The organism is Pseudomonas sp. LjRoot277 (genome assembly GCF_964253845.1).
Lineage (GTDB): Bacteria > Pseudomonadota > Gammaproteobacteria > Pseudomonadales > Pseudomonadaceae > Aquipseudomonas.
In genome coordinates, this window is record NZ_CAXURI020000001.1 from 2,820,814 (window position 1) to 2,838,759 (window position 17,946).

At 62.9% G+C, this 17,946-nt stretch carries 12 protein-coding genes, 1 tRNA gene and 1 pseudogene; 5 read left to right on the forward strand and 9 right to left on the reverse strand.

Annotation, left to right across the window (positions count from 1 at the left end; translation table 11 throughout):
- Positions 1 to 47 precede the first annotated feature (47 nt).
- The 5 genes and pseudogenes from gacA to ACSQ87_RS13435 form a co-directional block, all read left to right on the forward strand.
- Positions 48 to 689, forward strand: a complete 642-nt coding sequence (gene gacA / locus ACSQ87_RS13415; RefSeq protein ID WP_008015884.1) for a response regulator transcription factor GacA — start codon at positions 48 to 50, stop codon at positions 687 to 689.
- A gap of 2 nt (positions 690 to 691) precedes the next feature.
- A complete protein-coding gene (uvrC, locus tag ACSQ87_RS13420; RefSeq protein WP_056741535.1) occupies positions 692 to 2,515 on the forward strand; it encodes an excinuclease ABC subunit UvrC in 1,824 nt (607 codons plus the stop codon).
- 32 nt (positions 2,516 to 2,547) lie between these two features.
- Positions 2,548 to 3,108, forward strand: coding sequence for a CDP-diacylglycerol--glycerol-3-phosphate 3-phosphatidyltransferase (gene pgsA, locus ACSQ87_RS13425; RefSeq protein ID WP_008150904.1), 561 nt, complete (start codon positions 2,548 to 2,550; stop codon positions 3,106 to 3,108).
- 62 nt (positions 3,109 to 3,170) lie between these two features.
- A tRNA-Gly gene (locus ACSQ87_RS13430) sits at positions 3,171 to 3,246 on the forward strand.
- A 229-nt stretch (positions 3,247 to 3,475) separates the two neighbouring features.
- Positions 3,476 to 3,760: pseudogene (locus tag ACSQ87_RS13435) on the forward strand (serine dehydratase beta chain); the annotation flags it as partial.
- Between the two features lie 226 nt (positions 3,761 to 3,986).
- Here the strand turns inward: ACSQ87_RS13435 and bcsC are convergent.
- Genes bcsC through bcsE form a run of 9 tightly spaced genes read right to left on the reverse strand, consistent with a single transcriptional unit; the run spans position 3,987 to position 17,754 of the window.
- Positions 3,987 to 7,481, reverse strand: a complete 3,495-nt coding sequence (gene bcsC, locus ACSQ87_RS13440; RefSeq protein WP_223430229.1) for a cellulose synthase complex outer membrane protein BcsC — start codon at positions 7,479 to 7,481, stop codon at positions 3,987 to 3,989.
- A 5-nt stretch (positions 7,482 to 7,486) separates the two neighbouring features.
- Positions 7,487 to 8,590: a cellulose synthase complex periplasmic endoglucanase BcsZ gene (gene bcsZ / locus ACSQ87_RS13445; protein WP_223430198.1), complete on the reverse strand. Its 1,104-nt coding sequence runs from the start codon at positions 8,588 to 8,590 to the stop codon at positions 7,487 to 7,489.
- Positions 8,591 to 8,593: 3 nt separating this feature from the next.
- Positions 8,594 to 10,882 (reverse strand): cellulose biosynthesis cyclic di-GMP-binding regulatory protein BcsB, encoded by a 2,289-nt coding sequence (gene bcsB / locus ACSQ87_RS13450; protein WP_223430197.1) that lies wholly within the window; start codon positions 10,880 to 10,882, stop codon positions 8,594 to 8,596.
- Positions 10,879 to 13,476: a UDP-forming cellulose synthase catalytic subunit gene (bcsA, locus tag ACSQ87_RS13455; RefSeq protein ID WP_223430196.1), complete on the reverse strand. Its 2,598-nt coding sequence runs from the start codon at positions 13,474 to 13,476 to the stop codon at positions 10,879 to 10,881. The genes bcsB and bcsA overlap by 4 nt, the downstream gene beginning before the upstream one ends.
- Positions 13,473 to 14,195 carry a cellulose biosynthesis protein BcsQ gene (gene bcsQ, locus ACSQ87_RS13460; RefSeq protein WP_223430195.1) on the reverse strand — a complete coding sequence of 241 codons (723 nt, stop codon included), beginning with the start codon at positions 14,193 to 14,195 and terminating at the stop codon, positions 13,473 to 13,475. The genes bcsA and bcsQ overlap by 4 nt, the downstream gene beginning before the upstream one ends.
- Complete coding sequence (gene bcsR, locus ACSQ87_RS13465; protein WP_223430194.1) at positions 14,192 to 14,428, reverse strand: cellulose biosynthesis protein BcsR; 237 nt, start codon at positions 14,426 to 14,428, stop codon at positions 14,192 to 14,194. The genes bcsQ and bcsR overlap by 4 nt, the downstream gene beginning before the upstream one ends.
- On the reverse strand, positions 14,398 to 16,029 hold the full coding sequence (bcsG, locus tag ACSQ87_RS13470) for a cellulose biosynthesis protein BcsG (RefSeq protein WP_150655676.1): 1,632 nt from the start codon (positions 16,027 to 16,029) through the stop codon (positions 14,398 to 14,400). The genes bcsR and bcsG overlap by 31 nt, the downstream gene beginning before the upstream one ends.
- Positions 16,016 to 16,216 (reverse strand): cellulose biosynthesis protein BcsF, encoded by a 201-nt coding sequence (gene bcsF, locus ACSQ87_RS13475; RefSeq protein WP_223430193.1) that lies wholly within the window; start codon positions 16,214 to 16,216, stop codon positions 16,016 to 16,018. Before bcsF ends, bcsG begins: the two co-directional genes overlap by 14 nt.
- Positions 16,213 to 17,754, reverse strand: coding sequence for a cellulose biosynthesis protein BcsE (gene bcsE, locus ACSQ87_RS13480; protein WP_223430192.1), 1,542 nt, complete (start codon positions 17,752 to 17,754; stop codon positions 16,213 to 16,215). Before bcsE ends, bcsF begins: the two co-directional genes overlap by 4 nt.
- Between the last annotated feature and the right edge of the window lie 192 nt (positions 17,755 to 17,946).

A 17,946-nucleotide genomic window follows, 5' to 3' on the forward strand; every position in this document is an offset into this window, starting at 1 on the left:
TGCTAAGGTGTCGGCAACCCAATAAGACCATATCGCGAGGTGTCTGCTTGATTAGGGTGCTAGTAGTCGATGATCATGATCTCGTTCGTACAGGCATTACACGAATGCTGGCTGACATCGATGGCCTGCAAGTAGTCGGCCAGGCTGAGTCAGGCGAAGAATCCCTGCTCAAGGCGCGTGAGTTGAAACCCGATGTGGTGTTGATGGACGTCAAGATGCCCGGTATCGGCGGTCTTGAAGCCACGCGCAAATTATTGCGCAGTCATCCGGATATCAAAGTCGTCGCGGTCACGGTGTGCGAGGAGGATCCGTTTCCGACAAGGTTGTTGCAGGCCGGTGCGGCGGGTTATCTGACCAAGGGTGCAGGGCTGCCGGAAATGGTCCAGGCCATCCGCCTGGTGTTTGCCGGGCAACGCTACATCAGCCCGCAAATTGCACAGCAACTGGCGATCAAATCTTTCCAGCCGACCAATGATTCGCCTTTCGACGCCTTGTCGGAGCGTGAAATCCAGATCGCGCTGATGATTGTCGGCTGTCAGAAGGTCCAGATCATTTCCGACAAACTGTGTCTGTCGCCAAAAACCGTGAACACTTACCGTTACCGCATTTTCGAAAAGCTTTCGATCAGCAGCGATGTCGAGTTGACGCTGTTGGCGGTTCGTCACGGCATGGTCGATGCCAGTCTCTGAAAATGACTGAAGTCTTCGATCCAAGCGCCTTTCTGTCGACGGTCAGTGGGCGTCCCGGTGTGTATCGCATGTTCGACAGCGAGGCACGCCTGCTCTACGTCGGCAAGGCCAAGAACCTCAAGAATCGCCTGTCGAGTTACTTCCGAAAATCCGGTCTTGCGCCCAAGACCGCGGCGCTGGTCGCGCGTATCGCTCAGGTCGAAACGACGATTACGGCCAATGAAACCGAAGCCTTGTTGCTTGAGCAGACGCTGATCAAGGAGTGGCGTCCGCCCTACAACATCCTGCTGCGCGATGACAAATCCTACCCCTACGTCTTTCTCTCGGATGGCCAGTTCCCTCGCTTGAGCATCCATCGCGGTGCAAAAAAGGCCAAGGGCAAATATTTCGGCCCTTATCCCAGCGCCGGTGCGATTCGCGAAAGCCTGAGTTTGCTGCAAAAGACGTTTTTCGTTCGTCAGTGCGAAGACAGCTATTACAAGAACCGCACACGCCCTTGTCTGCAATACCAGATCAAACGCTGCAAGGCGCCCTGTGTCGGGCTGGTGGAGCCCGAGGTATACGCTGAAGACGTACGGCACTCGGTGATGTTCCTTGAGGGGCGCAGCAATGCACTGACGGATGAGTTGTCCGCCGGAATGGAAGAGGCGGCGATCAACCTCGAGTTCGAGCGTGCAGCCGAGTTGCGCGATCAGATTTCATTACTGCGCCGTGTCCAGGACCAGCAAAGCATGGAAGGCGGGACGGGCGATGTCGACGTGATCGCAGCGTTTGTCAATCCGGGTGGTGCCTGCGTTCATTTGATCAGTGTGCGTGGCGGGCGGGTGCTGGGGAGCAAGAACTTCTTTCCTCAGGTGGGTATTGAAGAGGACGTTTCCGAAGTCATGGCGGCGTTTCTCGGTCAGTACTTCATCAGCAGTCCCGAGCGCGACTTGCCGAGCGAACTGATCGTCAACGTGGTTCACGAAGACTTCCCGACCCTGATCGCGGCCATCGATGAGCTGCGCGGTCGCGAACTGACCATCAGTCATCGGGTTCGTGGTACGCGAGCGCGCTGGCAACAGTTGGCGGTCACCAATGCCGAGCAGGCTTTGGGCGCGCGACTGGCCAACCGTCAACACGTTGCTGCACGCTTCGATGCGCTGGCAGAAGTTCTGAACCTGGACGAACCGCCACAGCGCCTGGAGTGTTACGACATCAGTCACTCCAGTGGTGAAGCAACCGTGGCCTCCTGCGTGGTGTTCGGCCCCGAAGGTCCGATCAAGTCCGACTACCGTCGCTACAACATTGAAGGCGTCACCCCGGGCGATGACTACGCCGCGATGCATCAGGCCCTGACCCGACGCTTCAGCAAACTGAAGGACGGGGAGGGCAAGCTACCGGACATTTTGCTGGTGGACGGTGGCAAGGGGCAGTTGTCCATGGCCCGCGACGTGCTCAATGAACTGGCCGTGCCTGATCTGATTCTGCTGGGCGTGGCCAAGGGCGCCACGCGCAAGGCCGGTTTCGAAACCCTGTACCTGAACGATGCCGCCCATGAATTCACCTTGCGCGGCGATTCCCCCGCGCTGCATTTGATCCAGCAGATACGCGACGAAGCCCACCGTTTCGCGATTACCGGGCACCGCGCACGCCGTGGGAAAACTCGCCGCACGTCTACACTGGAGGGCGTTGCCGGTGTCGGACCGACCCGTCGCCGCGATTTGTTGAAACATTTTGGTGGATTGCAGGAGCTGTCTCGTGCCAGCATCGAAGAGATCGCCAAAGCCCCCGGGATCAGTAAAAAGCTCGCAGAGTTGATTTATGCCAATCTGCACAGCGAGTAGAATGCCCCCTCACCTCGTAGCCAGTTGTGCCGATGAATATCCCTAATCTGATTACCGTACTACGCGTCCTGCTCATTCCGATCTTCATTTTACTGTTCTACCTGCCATATCAATGGAGCTACCTGGCGTCCGCCTCGGTGTTCGCATTTGCCGCCGCCACAGACTGGCTGGATGGGTATCTGGCCCGCCGACTGGAACAAAGCACACCGTTCGGGGCTTTCCTCGATCCGGTGGCTGACAAGCTGATGGTTGCCGTTGCGCTGGTATTGCTGGTGCAAGAACACGGTAACCTGTGGCTCACGCTGCCGGCCGCCGTGATCATCGGTCGCGAGATTGTCGTCTCGGCACTTCGCGAATGGATGGCCGAACTCGGCGCCCGTGCTCACGTCGCGGTGTCGAACCTGGGCAAATGGAAGACCGCCGCGCAAATGCTGGCGCTGGTGATCCTGCTGGCCAATCCGTCGGATTTCACGTTCTGGGTGCTGCTGGGTTACGCCTTGCTGCTGATATCTGCGGGCCTGACGTTGTGGTCCATGGTCCAGTATTTGCGGGCTGCCTGGCCGCATCTGAAGACCGACGTGGAAAAGAAATAAACTTTTTTGAATCAAGGGGTTGACGGGGCATCTGGATTCTATAGAATGCGCCACACCAAGACGCGGGAATAGCTCAGTTGGTAGAGCACGACCTTGCCAAGGTCGGGGTCGCGAGTTCGAGTCTCGTTTCCCGCTCCAAGCATTAAAAAATGGATCTCTGAAAAGAGGTCCATTTTTTTCGTCCAAAGAAAAGTCTTTCTTTGGCTTTTTCCGCGACATCCGTTGAAAACACTCAGATCCAGCCCCGGCGGGTACATTTTCAGTACTCCAATCAGGTGCTCGGCAGGTCCGCATTTCCTGGGGGCTGTATCCGGCGGTCAGCCTTAAAGAGGCTCGATTGGCGTGTGATCAAGCACGGAGATCAACGATGGCTATCAGTATTTTTGACTTGTTCAGGATAGAGGTCGGCCCCTCCAGTTCCCATACCGTCGGCCCAATGCGTGCCGGAGCTCTGTTTGTCGAGGCCTTGCGCGAACGGGAAATGCTGGCGCAGGTGCAGCGCATCGAAGTGCGGTTGTAGGGTTCGCTGTCGGCCACCGGTATTGGCCATAGCACTGACAAAGCGACAATTATGGGGTTGATGGGGGAGTGGCCGGATAAGGTCGCCCCCTTGCTGATCGAGCCGCGTCTGTTGGATTTGCGTGAGACCGAACTGCCCTATGACTTCAGTACAGCGGCACAGTTGTTGAGTCAGTGCAGCGCCCATGGGCTGCGTATTACCAGTACTGCATGAAGTTCTGCCCCGAGGCCAAAGACAGCGACAAGGGGCACAGTCCGGGAGGGCCGTTGCAGATTTTCGAACCCAGGAACCAGGGGCTCGAAAATCTGCAACGGCCTCGGACCTCCCGTTATCGGCCTGCCACCCATCGGCTTGCCCCTCAGCGCCTGTCGGCGTAAGGCGCTATGGGTTCGACCGGCAACGGCAGGTTGCCTTGCCAGGGGTCGAAGGTGTAACGCAGGTAGAGCAACGCCCGGCTCGGCGCGTAGCCCTCGCTGTGCTGCCAGGTGATGCCGGAGCCCAGGACCAGGTTGTCCGATAGCCTGCGTTCGAACAGGCCTTGCAGGCGGACGTTGACCCCGCTGCTACTGCTGCCGGTGGTGACCTGGCTGGCATTTTCGTCGAACACGTAGCCGGCCTGCTCAACCAGCTCGCGCAACTTGTCCGCCCCGTGATCGGGGTAAAGATCGCTATCGCTGGTCTTGGCATAGGACCAGCCCACCGAGCTTTCCAGCAGCACTGACCAGTCGGCATTTCGCCAGGCATAGTTGAGCGGTACGCCGATGGAATAGTACTGCTGTGGGCTGTAGTAACCGCCCTGGCCCAGGCTGTACTCGCTCAGGTCCTTGTCGTAGCCCCAGTACATGAGGGTCAGACCGGTGCGAAGACGCTCGTCGGCGCGGTCGATCAGGCGGTAGTAATAGCCGGCCATGGCCGATCGGCGCTGGTTGTCGGCGACGTTCTTGCCCCGCAACCAGTGGGCGCCAAGGCTGGCCCAGATGCCGTCGACCCCCCCTTCGTCATGACTGAGCCCCAGGGTGACGCCATTGGCGGTGACGCCCCCCCAGGTAATTCCGGTGATCGGGTCGACCGCGCCGGCATAGGACACCAGAGAGTTGCTCATCGGCCGTCGCGAGGCCGTAAGGGACCAGCCAAGGGACCGCCAGTCACTGCTGTAGCTGACCCCGCCGAGCCAGTTCGGCACCTTGAAGCCTTCTGGCGAGTGCCCCAGATCCAGCGCCCAGCGCTCATTTTTCCAGCCCATCGCCAAGCCTGTGCCGCTGGTACTTTCCAAGGTATCCGGGCAACCGCTGGTGACCACTGCGCAGGTGCCGAACTCCTCGCGGTGCAGGCCGTTCGCATCGGTGGCGAAACTGCCGACATCCAGCTCCACCTGCTCGGCCTGGAGGAAGCCCTGACCTTCGGCAATCGGTGCATCCAGGCGCAGGATGGTGGTCTGTGTGGTCAGGTCGGAAATCCCCGACGACGAGTTGTCCGTACGCCAGGCGAAGTCATGGTAGAGGTGCGCAGTCGGGTTCTGCGCCTGGTACAGGGTGTCCACGTCACTGCGCAGGCTGCGCGGCAGCCACTCGTCGGCGTCCTTCGCCCGGCTGGCCAGGGTCATGGCGCGATCGTCGCGGTGGTTGGCCTGCACGGGATCGATCAAGCTGGCGGCGGCCATGCTGCGGGCATAGTTGTCCAGCGCCTGCTGGGGCTGCTGGCGGGACATCAGCCGCGCGGCGTCTCGATACAGCAGCGGATCGCTCTGTGGCGTCTCGAGCAGGCGGGCGTACAGCGCGCGCGCCTTGTCCGGCTGGTTCACCCCGGTCCAGGCATTGGCCAGGCGCCGCTGGTAGGCCGCCGGCGCGTTCGCTGGCACCGCCAGTTCTTCCAGGGCGCGTTGCGCCGGCGCAAGCTGGCCGCGGGCAATCAGGGTTTCGATCAGACCCAGCTGCGCTTCGGCGTTGCGCGGCTCGCGCTGCAGGACTTGCCGGTAGTAGGTCTCGGCTTGCAGCTGATCGCCGCGCTGGTAGGCCCAGTCCGCCAGAGTCGCCAGGTCGTCGGTGTTCGGGGCGCGCAGCAGCAGGGCGATCGCCTGCGGCTCGTGACCGGCATCACGCAGGGCCCGGGCCCGGGCCAACAGCTGGCGGCGTTCGACCCGGCTGGACAGGTCGCGCATATTGTCGTCCCACTGCGCCGCGGGAATGGCGGCAAGGGTGGCGAGAGTCTCGCTGTCGCGCCCGATCGAGGCCAGGTACAAGCCGTGGGCGTAACGGGCCTGGGCATTGCTGCCCTGGCGCTGGATCAACTGGCGGAAACTGTCTTTGGCCGCGCTGTCCTGCCCCTGTTCATGCTGGGCATTGGCCAGGCGATAGGTCAGCCAGGGATCGTCCGGGGCCAGTGGCCGGGCCTTGAGCAGCACCCGCGAAACCGTCGGCCAGTCGGCGTGCTGGGTTGCGGCATCCGCTTCGAAGTTAAGACGGTCGAGCTCCAGGCTCCGGCGCAAGGCCGCAAATTCGCGCTGGGTGGCCGCCGGCAAGGTGTCGAGGTAGTCCTGGGCCTTTTCCGGCGCTTGCGTCTGGTACAGACGCACGAGGGCGCGCACCGCCTTGCCGTTGTCGGGCTGCAGCTTGCGCGCCTGCAGCAGCAAGGCCTCGGCCTGAATATCTTCGCCTTCGGCCAGTGCGACATTGGCCAGGCCCACTAGCCAGTCGGCTTCGTCGGGTTTGACCTGGCGCGCCTGTTGATAGGCTTTGCGGGCCGCCGCCAGGTCCTTGCGCTCCAGGGCTTCGTCACCCTGCTGCAGTAGCATCCAGTTGCGGTTGGCCAGCTGCAGGTCTTTCCATTTGCTGATCCAGGAAGTGTCCTGTTCCTTGCCCAAGGCCTCGGTGAACGCCGTATAGGCCTGGTCATGCTTGTTTTGATGCATCAATGCGATGCCCAGGAAGCCGGTGAGGCTGGCATCATCCGGGTAGTTGCGCGAAGCGCGGCGCAAGAGCTTTTCGGCGCCGACATTGTCGTTGGCCTCCAGTAGCTCCTTGCCTTTGACGCCGGCCTGCCAGGCCGGGTCGCCGAGCAACTGGCGCTGATGCTGCAGTTGCTTGGCTGCCTGGTTCTTGAAGGTCGAATAGGGGTAATGCCGCTGGAAGTCTTCCCAGGCGCGAGCGGTTTCGCCGTTGACCGGCAGCTTGCTCAGGTAGTTGTATTCGCGCTCGGAGGCGAGGTTGCTGGCCTGGGGATCGCTGGCCAGCTGGTGCAGAATCGCCAAGGCTTCGGCATCGCGCTGTTCGGCGAACAGCAGGCCGGCGAGCATCTGGCGCAGCCCCGCGTTACCCGGGTACTGGCTGTCGAGGCTTTGCAACTGCTGGATCACCGCGGGGCGCTGGTCGCTGATGGCACTGCGCACGCCCCAGTATTCCAGTGCGCTGGAGAAGTCCGGCGGTTCGCTGCCGAACAGCGCCTGGTACTGTGCCACCGCTTCTTCAGCCCGTCCGGCAGCTGCCAGCAGGCGGGCTTGTTGCAACAGATGCTGACCGTCCTTGCTCTGCAGCTTGATCAGGGCCTGGGCCTGGTGCAGCGCCGGCGAACCTGGGGCCTGGCGGCGCAATTGCTCCAGGCGTTGCTCGACCAGCGGCTGGTTATGTTGCAGCAGGGCCTGGCGAATCCCGCCGACCAAGACCTGCGGATGTTCCGGAGCAATCGACTCCAGGCGCGCCAGCGAGTCGCGCACCAGGTCCTCGCGATACATCGCCTCGCCCAGGCGTACCTGTCCGAGCAGCCACTGTTGCGGGTCCTGGGGGGTAACCGGCTGAGCCAGCGTGGTGCCTGACAAGCAGCTCAACACCAACGTCCATTGCGACACGACTTTGCGCATGAGCACTACTTGCATGATGAAGTCCACGCCGGCAACAGCCGGCCGTCCTTGTCGAAACGATAACGCTGTTGGTCCCAGCCTTGGCCGAACATCAGCAGTGATTGGTTGTAATAGGCGTCCGCCGGGGGCGGGTTCTGGCGTAGGCGTTCGCGTTGGGCCGCCAACGCCGCACCGCCTTCGGCTGCGCTGGCCAGCAGCGGCAACAGAGCCGCCGAGAAGCCAACCGGGCCGACGCCCTCTGCGGTGCCCTGGGCGATATCCACACGCTCTGGCGGATGGCCGAGCCGCGCCGTCAGCGCCACAATGGGTTGCACCTGCGCGAGCAACTCGGTCCTGCCCGGGGCTTGGGGATCGAGCATGCCCAGCCAGAGGTAGACACGGATCGCGTCATAGCTGCCGAGCGCGCCCTTGGCATCTGCTGCCCAGCCTTGCCCAGCCTTCCAGACCACCCAGTCGGCGGGCTGGCCCTTGGGCGAGCTTTCCAGCAGCAGGCGCCGGGTACTGTTCGCCACGTCGCGCCACACGGGTGCGACCTGGGCAAAACGCGCCAGCAGTTGTGGCGGCAGGTAGCTGGGGTTGAGCCTCCAGCCATCAGCGGATTCGAAGCCGACATCCCCCGGCAACAGCATCAGGCCCAGCCCGGGCAACGGGCGCAGGGTTTGCGCGGCGCTGCGCCAGAGCATGTTGCGGCCAAGGGTTTCATAATCCGGCCGCTTCCAGAGGCGACCGGCCTCCAGCAGGCTGTAGGCCATCCACAGGTCGGCATCGCTGGCGTTGTTCGGATCCAGCACCTGCCAGCGACCCTCCTTGCTCAGGCCCCACTGCCAAGCGGGCAGCTGGCGGTTCAGGTCGCCGCCGGCGAGGTTGTTCCGGGTCCAGTTCAGCAGCTTGGCGAAGCTGTCACGGTCATTGCCCAGCAGGGCAAAGAACATTCCGTAGCTCTGGCCTTCCGAGGTGGTGATCTGCTGCTGCAACGAGTGATCGATCACCCGTCCATCGGGGCTCACCATCGCCTTCTTGTAGCTCTCCCAGGCCGGCCAGGTGCACTCGGCGGCAGTCGCCAGACCCGGCAGGCTCAGGGCCAACGCCCATGCGACGGCGGCTTTCATCCCTTACTCCTCGTTCGCCAGCCGACGACGTACGGCCCAGCGCAAGGCGCGCCACAGCAGGAAGGCGGTCAGCAGCACACTCAGGACCGCCATGCCAGCCAGCAGTACTGGATGTTCCGAGAGCTGGAACCAGAGCATCAGCCACCATGGCAAGTAGCCGACAAAGTACTGCTCGCCGACCAGCTGGCTGTTCACGCCGCTGCTGCGGATCATGGCCACGGAACCGGACACGGCGTCGACTTTCCCGTTATCGCTCAGGGTTTCGCGCAGCATCTGATAATCGGGGGCGTTGGTGGCCAGCAGCGCGACAATGCTGCGCTGGCTATGGAAGGGCGACTGCATACCGACGATCGCCGCCATCGGGGCCTTGGCCGACACTTCGATCCGGTTGGCTCCCAGGTTGCGCTCATCGTTGATCTGCCCGGCCCGGGCCGAAGCCTGACCGGCGGCGGCATTCGATGCCTGTATCAGGGAGTCGAGGGTGTGGTCGAGCCACAGGTTGAGGTCCGGCTGATCCCGCAGGTCCGCGGGCAGGGCGCCCAGCACCAGCAGGTCGACGTCGGCTTTCCTGGCGTCATCCCAGTTGTCGCTCAGGTTCAGGGCCAGCGCCGGGAAGCCGGTTTGCGAGGAGATCTTGGCGACCGCCTCGAACAAGGTGCTGAGCTGGGTGGCGGTCGGATTGGCCGGCACCACCACCAGGGTCTCCGACAGGTCGGCCATGCGGCTGAACGGGAAGCCGCTGCGAGCGAAAGCGCGCAGGTCCGGCATGGCGATGTAATGGTGATAGCCCGACAGGTCGATGGTCGACTCATCGTCGATCAGAGCCCGGGTGTCTACCGGCAGGGAGGTCTGGCAACGGTCGCGCTGGGAGCTACCGAAGGTGCTGGCGAAACTGAAATCGAAGCGGATGCTGTTTCGATCGCCGATTTTCAGCGCCGGTACCAAGAGGTGGTCGCTGGTGTTCGCCGACTCGCTGGACAGCACCGCCAGGCGCAGTTCCTCCAGACGGCTGTTGGTGTTGCGCAGCAGCGGCAGGCTGGTGATGAACTGGTTGTTTAGGCTGATGTTCAGGCGCGACTCGTCGTTGGTCGACGGCGGCGTGTAGCGGTACTTGGTCTGCAGCGGGATGCCCTGGTTACGCCAGACGAACAGGTCGGGCGGCAGGTTGATGTCGAGGATGATCGGCCGCGGCAGAAGGCCGCTGACCTGCAACTGCTCGGGGTACTTGAGCAGTTCGGCGAAGCGCACCGGGCGATCGGTACGCATCCAGTTGGGGGCGTCGTAGGGCTTGCGTGGCTGCAACTGCTGGACGTTTTCCACCGTCACCCGCGAGCTGCGGAACAGCTCGCCGCCCAAGGCCAGGGCACGGGCGGCCACCGCCAGGTCAGCGTCATTGCGCCCCATCACCAGCAGCACTTTACTGTAGCGGTTGTTGGGGTTGTCGATCAGCTGCACCACCGGCGCCTGCACCAGTGGGAACTTCTCCAGGTCCGCGAGGAACTGTGGCCGATGATCGTTGGTGGCGAACACCACCGAAGGGTTGAGGGTGTCCTGGTCCTGGCTCGCCGGAAGTTGATCGAACAGCACCGGGAACTGGGCGCCGCGCCAACCCGCCAGGCTGCCGAAATAAGAGGCCAGGATGCCGGCGGCGCGCTGTTCGCCTACGGTCGGGGAGTCGGCGAACAGCAGGTTGATGACCGGCTTGCCATAGCCCAGTGCGTCGAAGAATGGCCTCGGGAAGAACGCCAGATCGTTCTGGGTCGCCAGTGCCTGTTCCTGCAGGGAAACCTGGCTGGCGCGGCTGACGTTGACCCACAAGGCGCTGTTGGCCGGGTCTTCGCAAATGTCGGTGTAATGGCCGACGAATTCCAGACGAACGCGGTTGAAATCGGTGACCAGTCGGGGATCCAGGGCGATCTGCTGCGTGGTCTTGCGCCCCAGTTGTTCTTTCTCGATGGGCACCACGCTCATCAGGGTGTCATTCAGGTAGACCCGCATATGCGAGAGCGTCGGCAGCAGCGCCGGAGACGGGGTGTACTCCAGCTTAAGCCTGGCATCGCTGGCGATACGGTCGCGCCGCAGGGTGAATTCGATCTGATCGCTGTTGTGGATTCCCAGCAACAGGCTGTCGGCCGAACGCCCCAGCTGTTCGAAGGTGCGCGCGGTGGCCCAGTTCGGGGCTTTCTGCTCCTGCGCCGGCGGGAGAGTGACAGGCGCCGGGGCGGCCTGCGCGCAGGCGACGGCCAGGAGCGCCAGGCTGGCAAATAGAGATTTGCTGAAATAGCGGCTCATGATGCGTTCACCGTTATAGAAGAAGAGGAGGAGGGGGAAGACGCCAGGGGCATGCGCGGCAGGTAACTGCCCAGCCAGGCCAGCAGGCGCAGGACCGGACCGAACACCACGTGGGTCCAGGCCGGCAGGTATTCGTAGAGCCGGTAGTAACCCTTGGCGCCCAGCTTGAGAATGTCCAGGAAACTGTGCAGTGGCCGGTCCTGTGCGAAGTCTTCGCCCCAGTTCAGCCAGGCGTCGGCCCGGGCGAAGGTGCACTGCACGAAATCGATCTTCTGTTGCTCCGTGAGCTGGGTGAAGCTGATGCCCACGAAGTTCTTCTGGCTACGGCAGACCACGCCGGGAAACAGGAACTCGCGCTGCCCACGCTGCATCAGCAGAGAAACGCGACCGCCCACCGGCAGCGACAGCGGCACATCCACCTGGAACCCGGCGCCGCCGTCGGAGTAGTCCACCAGCATGCCGGAGTAGAAGCGACCGTTATCCAGACGCACGGCCGCCGGCAGCCTGGACTGCACCCTGTGGGTCTGGCGTACCTGCCGCACTTCAGCGGCAATCGCCACCGCGGCACCGATGATCAGCAGGTTGTAGACCACCCAGAGAGTGCTCACCAGCACCGTGCCGAGCTCGGTCGCCGGGCCAGTGAACAAGCGCCAGAAGGCGAAACCCAGGCCCGCCATGTTCAGGGCCGAGAGCACCAGATAGGGCTGGGCGATCTTCCAGTCGAACTGGTTGTGCTCCATCAGGCCGCCTTTGGCCGTGACGTTGAACTTGCCTTTCCGGGGGTTGAACAGCGCCACAGTGGTGGGTCGGGCGATGTACCAGGCCAGTACCGTTTCGTAGACCTCCCCCCAGAACGTCTGGCGAAAACTGCCCTGCATCCGCGAGTTGGTCAGGCTGGCATGGATCATGTGCGGCAGCACGTACAACAGGATCATCAATGCTGGGGCGTAGATGATGTAGGCGTGCAGAAACAGGAAGGCCAGCGGTGCGGTGAGAAACAACAGCCGCGGCAGACCGGCCAGGAAGTGCAGCATCGCGTTGGCATAACAGACCCGCTGGAAGATCGTCAGGCCCTTGCCCAGCAAGGGGTTGTCGGTGCGGAAAATCTGCGCCATGCCGCGGGCCCAGCGAATCCGCTGGCCGATATGCGCCGACAGGCTTTCGGTCGCCAGCCCGGCAGCCTGGGGAATGCGCACGTAGGCCGAGTTCCAGCCGCGCCGGTGCAGGCGCAGCGCGGTATGGGCGTCCTCGGTCACGGTTTCGACCGCGAAGCCGCCGATCTCGTCCAGCGCGGCGCGACGCAATACCGCACAGGAACCGCAGAAGAACGCCGCGTTCCACGTATCGTTGCCGTCCTGCACCAGGCCGTAGAACAGTTCGCCCTCGTTGGGCCGGCGACGGAACATGTTCAGGTTGCGCTCAAACGGGTCGGGAGACAGGAAGTGGTGCGGGGTCTGCACCAGGGCCAGCTTCGGATCGCGCAGGAACCAGCCCACAGTGAGCTGCAAGAAGGAGCGCACAGGGATGTGGTCGCAGTCGAAAATTGCCACCAGTTCGCCATCGATACGGCTCAACGCATGGTTGAGGTTGCCGGCCTTGGCATGCTGGTTATCGGCGCGAGTGATGTAGCCGACGCCGACGTCGGCAGCGAACTGGCGGAAGCTCTCGCGCTTACCGTCATCGAGAATGTAGATGCGCAGCTTGTCCTGCGGCCAGTCGATGCCCAGGGCGGCGTAGACCGTGCCGCGGACCACCGAGAGGTCCTCGTTGTAGGTCGGGATCAGCAGATCGACGGTGGGCCACAGCCGGGTATCGCGAGGCATCTGCGCCGGCTGGCGCCCCAGCGGCCAGCAGGTCTGGATATAGCCCAGGATCAACACCACCCAGGCGTAGGTTTCGGCCGCCAGCAGCAACAGGCCGAAGGTCAGGTCCAGCGGGTTGTTCCAGTTTAGGGTCGAGGTGTAGCGCCACCACAGATAGCGGCAGGACACGATGGTCGACAGGACGATCATCAACAGCGTCGGGAAGCGCCCCGGGATGCGCCGCACCAACATGGCCAGCGCCCAGAGCAGAATCACGAACACCAGTTGGGCGATGTAGCCGAAGGGTTCGGTGATGCACACCAACATCAGCACCACCGCTACCACGCCCACACCGATGTTCAGCCAGCGCTGACAGCGAGGCTCCAGGCCTTTCCACCAGATCTGGCTCTGCCGTACTCGCCGGCTTTGCTGGACATGGCGCGGCAAGGCTTCGAGCAAGGGGCCCAAGCGCATGCCGAGCAGGCGTTGCCGCAGCTGCACGAAGCGCATCCAGCGCGGCCAGCTCAGCGGGCGGCGTGGCCGCAGCGGCTGCACCAGCAGCAACCAGACGCTTTGCACCAGCAAACGCAGCGGATCACCCAGGCTCGGTGGCTTGTTCGCCAACTGCGGATACCAGCGCTGGCGCTGCTCGCGCAACTGCTGCCAGCCCGGCGCCTCCAGGCGCAGGAACAGCCAGGCCAGAGCATTGAGCGAGGCCAGCCAGAGCCCGGTCAGAGGGGGGGTGTCGTACTCGCGACGCAGGTGGGTGTAGGGAAACCAGCGAGCAATCATGCCGTCTCCCGGCGGCGAGCCAGGCACCAGGTCGCCAGGCTCAGCACGTCCTGGGCCGCCAGACTGCCCGGCGCATACAGCCCGACCGGGGTCTTGAACGCGAGCGACTCGCGCATCGCCTCATCGTTGTGCACGGTCAGGGGCAGCAACCGATCGGCGTGGTTCTTGCGCCAGATAAGCATCAGATCGCGTTGCAACTGGCTACCGGGATCGAAACGATTGACCAGCAGCGGACCGCTCACCGTCTCTTGCTGTTGCAGCAGCACATGGCAGGCCGCGTCCGCTTCGGCGACCTGGATAGGGAAATGACAGGGGCCGGTGTTGCCGTGCCCGACCAGGCGCTGTGGCACATCGAACAGTACCCAGTCGTAGTGTTCGGCCAGGCTGGCTTGACGCCTGACCCACAGGGTGTGGTCCTTCGCCAGGCGGCGTTCCATTTCAAGTTGTTCGTCACGGTCGAGGCGGCCATAGGGCAGCAAACTCAGATTTGGCGCCAGGCTCCAGGCCTGGTTGTACCAATTCTCGCCATCGAGCATGCCGCGGGCCCAGCCGCAACTTTCCACGGTCGCCAGGTTGAAGTACAGGCGCAGCAGGTTTTCCGGGCACATGTCCACCACCAGCACCCGCTCGCCCAGGCTGTGCAGGGCGTAGCCTATCCCCGCCAGCAGGGAACTGCTGCCGACACCTCCACGCAACCCGCGCAGACTCAGCGATCTCACGTCCTCACCTCCTGTGGGGTCTTCAGTTGTGTTTCCAGCGGCAGTGCCTCTTCGAGCTCGGCCAATAGCGGCCAGCGCTGCAAGGCGCGGAGCAGTTCCAGTTCGGCGGAAATGTCCACGTACTCAAGGTCCGGCAGCTCCAGCTCAAGCTTCAGTCGGGCGATGTCATCGGCTCGCCCGTTACGGGCATGCACCAAGGCACTCATTTGAAGCGCTGAGGGTAAGGTAGCCATGCACCTTTCTCCTTGATCCGGACATAGGGCTTGCCGGCGTAGTCGAGTACCACGGTGCCGGAGTTCTCGGACACCGCAGGGGTCTGCGGCAGATCGCTCAACAGCGCCTGCCAGTCCAGCCCCTGGCCCTCGGCCTGAGGAGCGGCGGCATACAAGCGGGCGATGATTTCGGACAAGGCCAGGTAACTGCTGGGTGCGCTGACATGCAGCGGCGCTGAATTCGCCGCGGAACCCATGCCGATCAGCTTGATGCCCACCGGCACGTGAGTGATCGACGGGCTCGGAATCTCGCGCATGCCGGAGATCTGCATGCGGTCGCCATGCAGCGCCGCGCCGTGCTCGGGCACTATCACCACGGCCACGCGTCGACCGCTGCGCTCGAGCTCCTTGATAAAGGCCGTCAGGTCGTCGATCAGGGCCTGGGCACGAGGTTTGTACTCGGCGCTCTTGGTGCCGCCGTCGGCGGTCAGCGCTCGGTTGCCGTCGTGCAGCGTGGTGGTGTTGTAGAACAGTGCCACGCGCGAATCCTGGTTGTTCTCGCGGTGCTGCCACCACTTGTCCAGGACTTCCCGGTCGCGCCAGATCGGCGAGCCGTCGAAGCCCACCAGCGCCCGCGACAGGTTCGAGGCGTTCACCGCCGGATTGGGCAGAGCCCCTTGGCTGCGGACTTCATCGAGGAAGCCTTCGAACTGCCCGGTGTGGTTGAGCATCACTTCGCTGGCAAACCCGAGCTTGCGCAGATCGTCCATCAGCAGGCATTGTTCCGGCGCCACGCCGTAGAGCTTGTTGTGCGGTTGCTGACCACAGCTGGCGCGCAATAGGCGTATCGCCGCCGGGCCGCTGTAGGCGGTGGCCGAGTTGAAGTTGTCGAACACCACATCCATCTGCTGCAACAGCGGGTTGTCCCGCAGGCCCACGGCGTCCAGGTCGTCCCAGGCCATGGAGCAGATATTGATCAACAGCAGATCGAACGGCTGGGCCGCCGAGGTCGAGGGTTTGAACTCGACGCGCCGGCCGGCCTCGGTGTCATAGAACTTCTGCAGGTAGTCGTCCAGCGTCGCGCTGTCGGGCTCGGCGTTGCTGACCACTGCGCTGGCAGAAGCCGTGCCGGGGTTCGCAGCCTGTTGCGCGGGCGCTTGCAACGCCAGCAGGTTGGCGCTGCCCAGCAACGCCAGCCAGCCCAGGGTCAGTGTGGTCAGGCGCAGCCACTGGCTGACGAACAGGTAGGCCACCACCACGATCAGCAGCAGCCCGCAGAGGTTCCAGTCGATGAAACGACCGGCCAGCTCCAGTAGGTATTCACCGGTGAAGTTCAGTACGCCGGGTTGGTCCAACAGGCGGCTGAACGGCGGTAACCAAGAGTCCTGATAAAACAGAGCCACCCCCAGCGGCACGGCGATAAGCCAACGCAGAAGGCTCGCATGGCGATTGCGCAACGGCACCAGCAAGACGGCAGCGAACACCAGATTGGGCAGGATCTGCAGGTTGAGGTAACCGCCCCAGAACAACAGCAACTTGATCAGGAAGTACAGGTTCCACAGGCCCAGACCCGGCCAGCTCCACGCAGGTTGCGCGATGACGGGGATTTCAAGACGGCTCATGGGACTCACTTTGGGCAGGTTGCGGGGTCGTACGCCGACGTACGCCACGGGATTTCAAGTAACGCGGGCGCAAGTAACGCTCAAGCCCGTGCCTGATACGCTGACCGAAATGGCTCAGCAGCAGCGCCAGCGCCAGCGTCAGCAGACTGCTGGCGGCAATCACCTGCAGCAGATCGGAATACATCATGCGCAAGGTTCCGTGAGCGAAAGGGTGATGCGGTGTGGCGTAAAGCCGGTCAACCCGACGGACTGCGACAGGTTGTCGATGACCCGTTCATCCGCCAACCGGAAGGTCTCGGGCAATTCGGTCGCCTCGATAAAGCCCTTGCGCGGCAAGCGATCCACCGACGACAACGACTCGCAGGCGCTGAAAATATCGGCCCATGGCAGGCGGCATATATTGCCCAGTGCCGGCTCCAGGCCATCGGCGCGGCAGGCGAACAGAAACAGATAGAAGGTGCCGTCCAGCACGCAAGCGATGTCGCCATAACGGCGCAGATTGATCTGACTCAGGTATTGCTCGACCTGGAGCCCGCCACGTGGCTGCAGTTTCAGCAACTGGTGGCTGATCTCGCCCGAGGCGCCGCTGTACACCTGATCCAGGGTTGCGATGAACGTGCTCGGTGTCAGCAGCCCGCGAACATGAGGGGGGTGCATGCGGTCGTACAGGGTCTGGAAATCAATGTCGCTGCGGTAATGCCAGAGCTGCCCCTGCACGCTATCGGTCAGGCTTAGAAAGTGCGCCAGCGAGGCCTTCAGCGGCACGATCAGATTGGCGCCGCAGGCCAGCAGCAGACGCTCGTCGCGGTAGCGCAGGCAGGGCTCCATTTCGCGAACGATGATTTTCAGTGCCGAGCCGCACTGATTGCGCAATTTGTGCAACTGACGGGCAAGGTCTTCGACCTGGTCGTTGCCTTCGATGGCCACGATCACGCTAGCGGCTCGCATCTTGAGGGCGTGCAGCAGCAACTCGTCACGCCCCTCGAACAGTCGCCATTGCTGGGACAGCGGCGGTGCGCCTTCGAGTACGCTGCGCTGGGTCAGGTAGACGCGCCGGTCATCGGTGCGGATGGCTTGAGGGCTGCCACGTTGCGCCTGGCTCAGGCCAAGAACGCCGTCGGCCTGCTCCAGTTCGAATTCTTGGGCGGTACACACGCCCAGCTCGTTGTGCCAGAAGTGCAGCTGATAACGGATGCTGCCATCACGCCGATACAACTGCGCCAACCCCGACAACTCTTCGTTGAGGCCCACCAGTTCGGCATGCACCGCTGGTTCCTGGCCGTGGCACAGCACCACCAGCGTGCAGCGACGCTGGCGTAACCACTGGCGCACTTCTTCGCACCATTGCTGCAGAGACCGGGCGTCGAAGCGCCGCCAGGCCAGGGCCGGTAATAGCAGGAGGATTTGACTGCCTCGGGTCCTGACGCTGCGATGCAACTCGGACACCCAGGATTTCAGGGCCATCCCGAGATCATCGTCGGCTACTTCGAAGAGCCGCAGGCGCTCCGGGCCAAACTCGCCGTCGAGGTTTTCCAGCAGGGTCCGGGGATCGCATCCGCCGCATACCAGTGTGGTTGGCTGGGCTTGTGGCAAGGCGCTCAGGAACTGAAGCGCAAGCGTCTCGGCATCGCTGTTCAGGTCGACGGAGACCCAGTACAGGCCGCCTTGACGCAATAACACTTGCTCATCCTGCAAATGCCGGATGCCTAAGCTGACATGACTCAAACTGACCTCTGCGTACCAGAAAAATACCTTAAACCAACCGGGCCGCGAGCCCTATGCAAAAAACGATCCTCTACCGCCTTCTTACCTGTGAACCGGGTGTGCAACGGCCGCTGCAAAGGAGCTGCCATCTGGCCGGAATACCTCGAAAAAACGTTCAGGGATGAACCTTGCGCCTGACATGATCTGAATCAT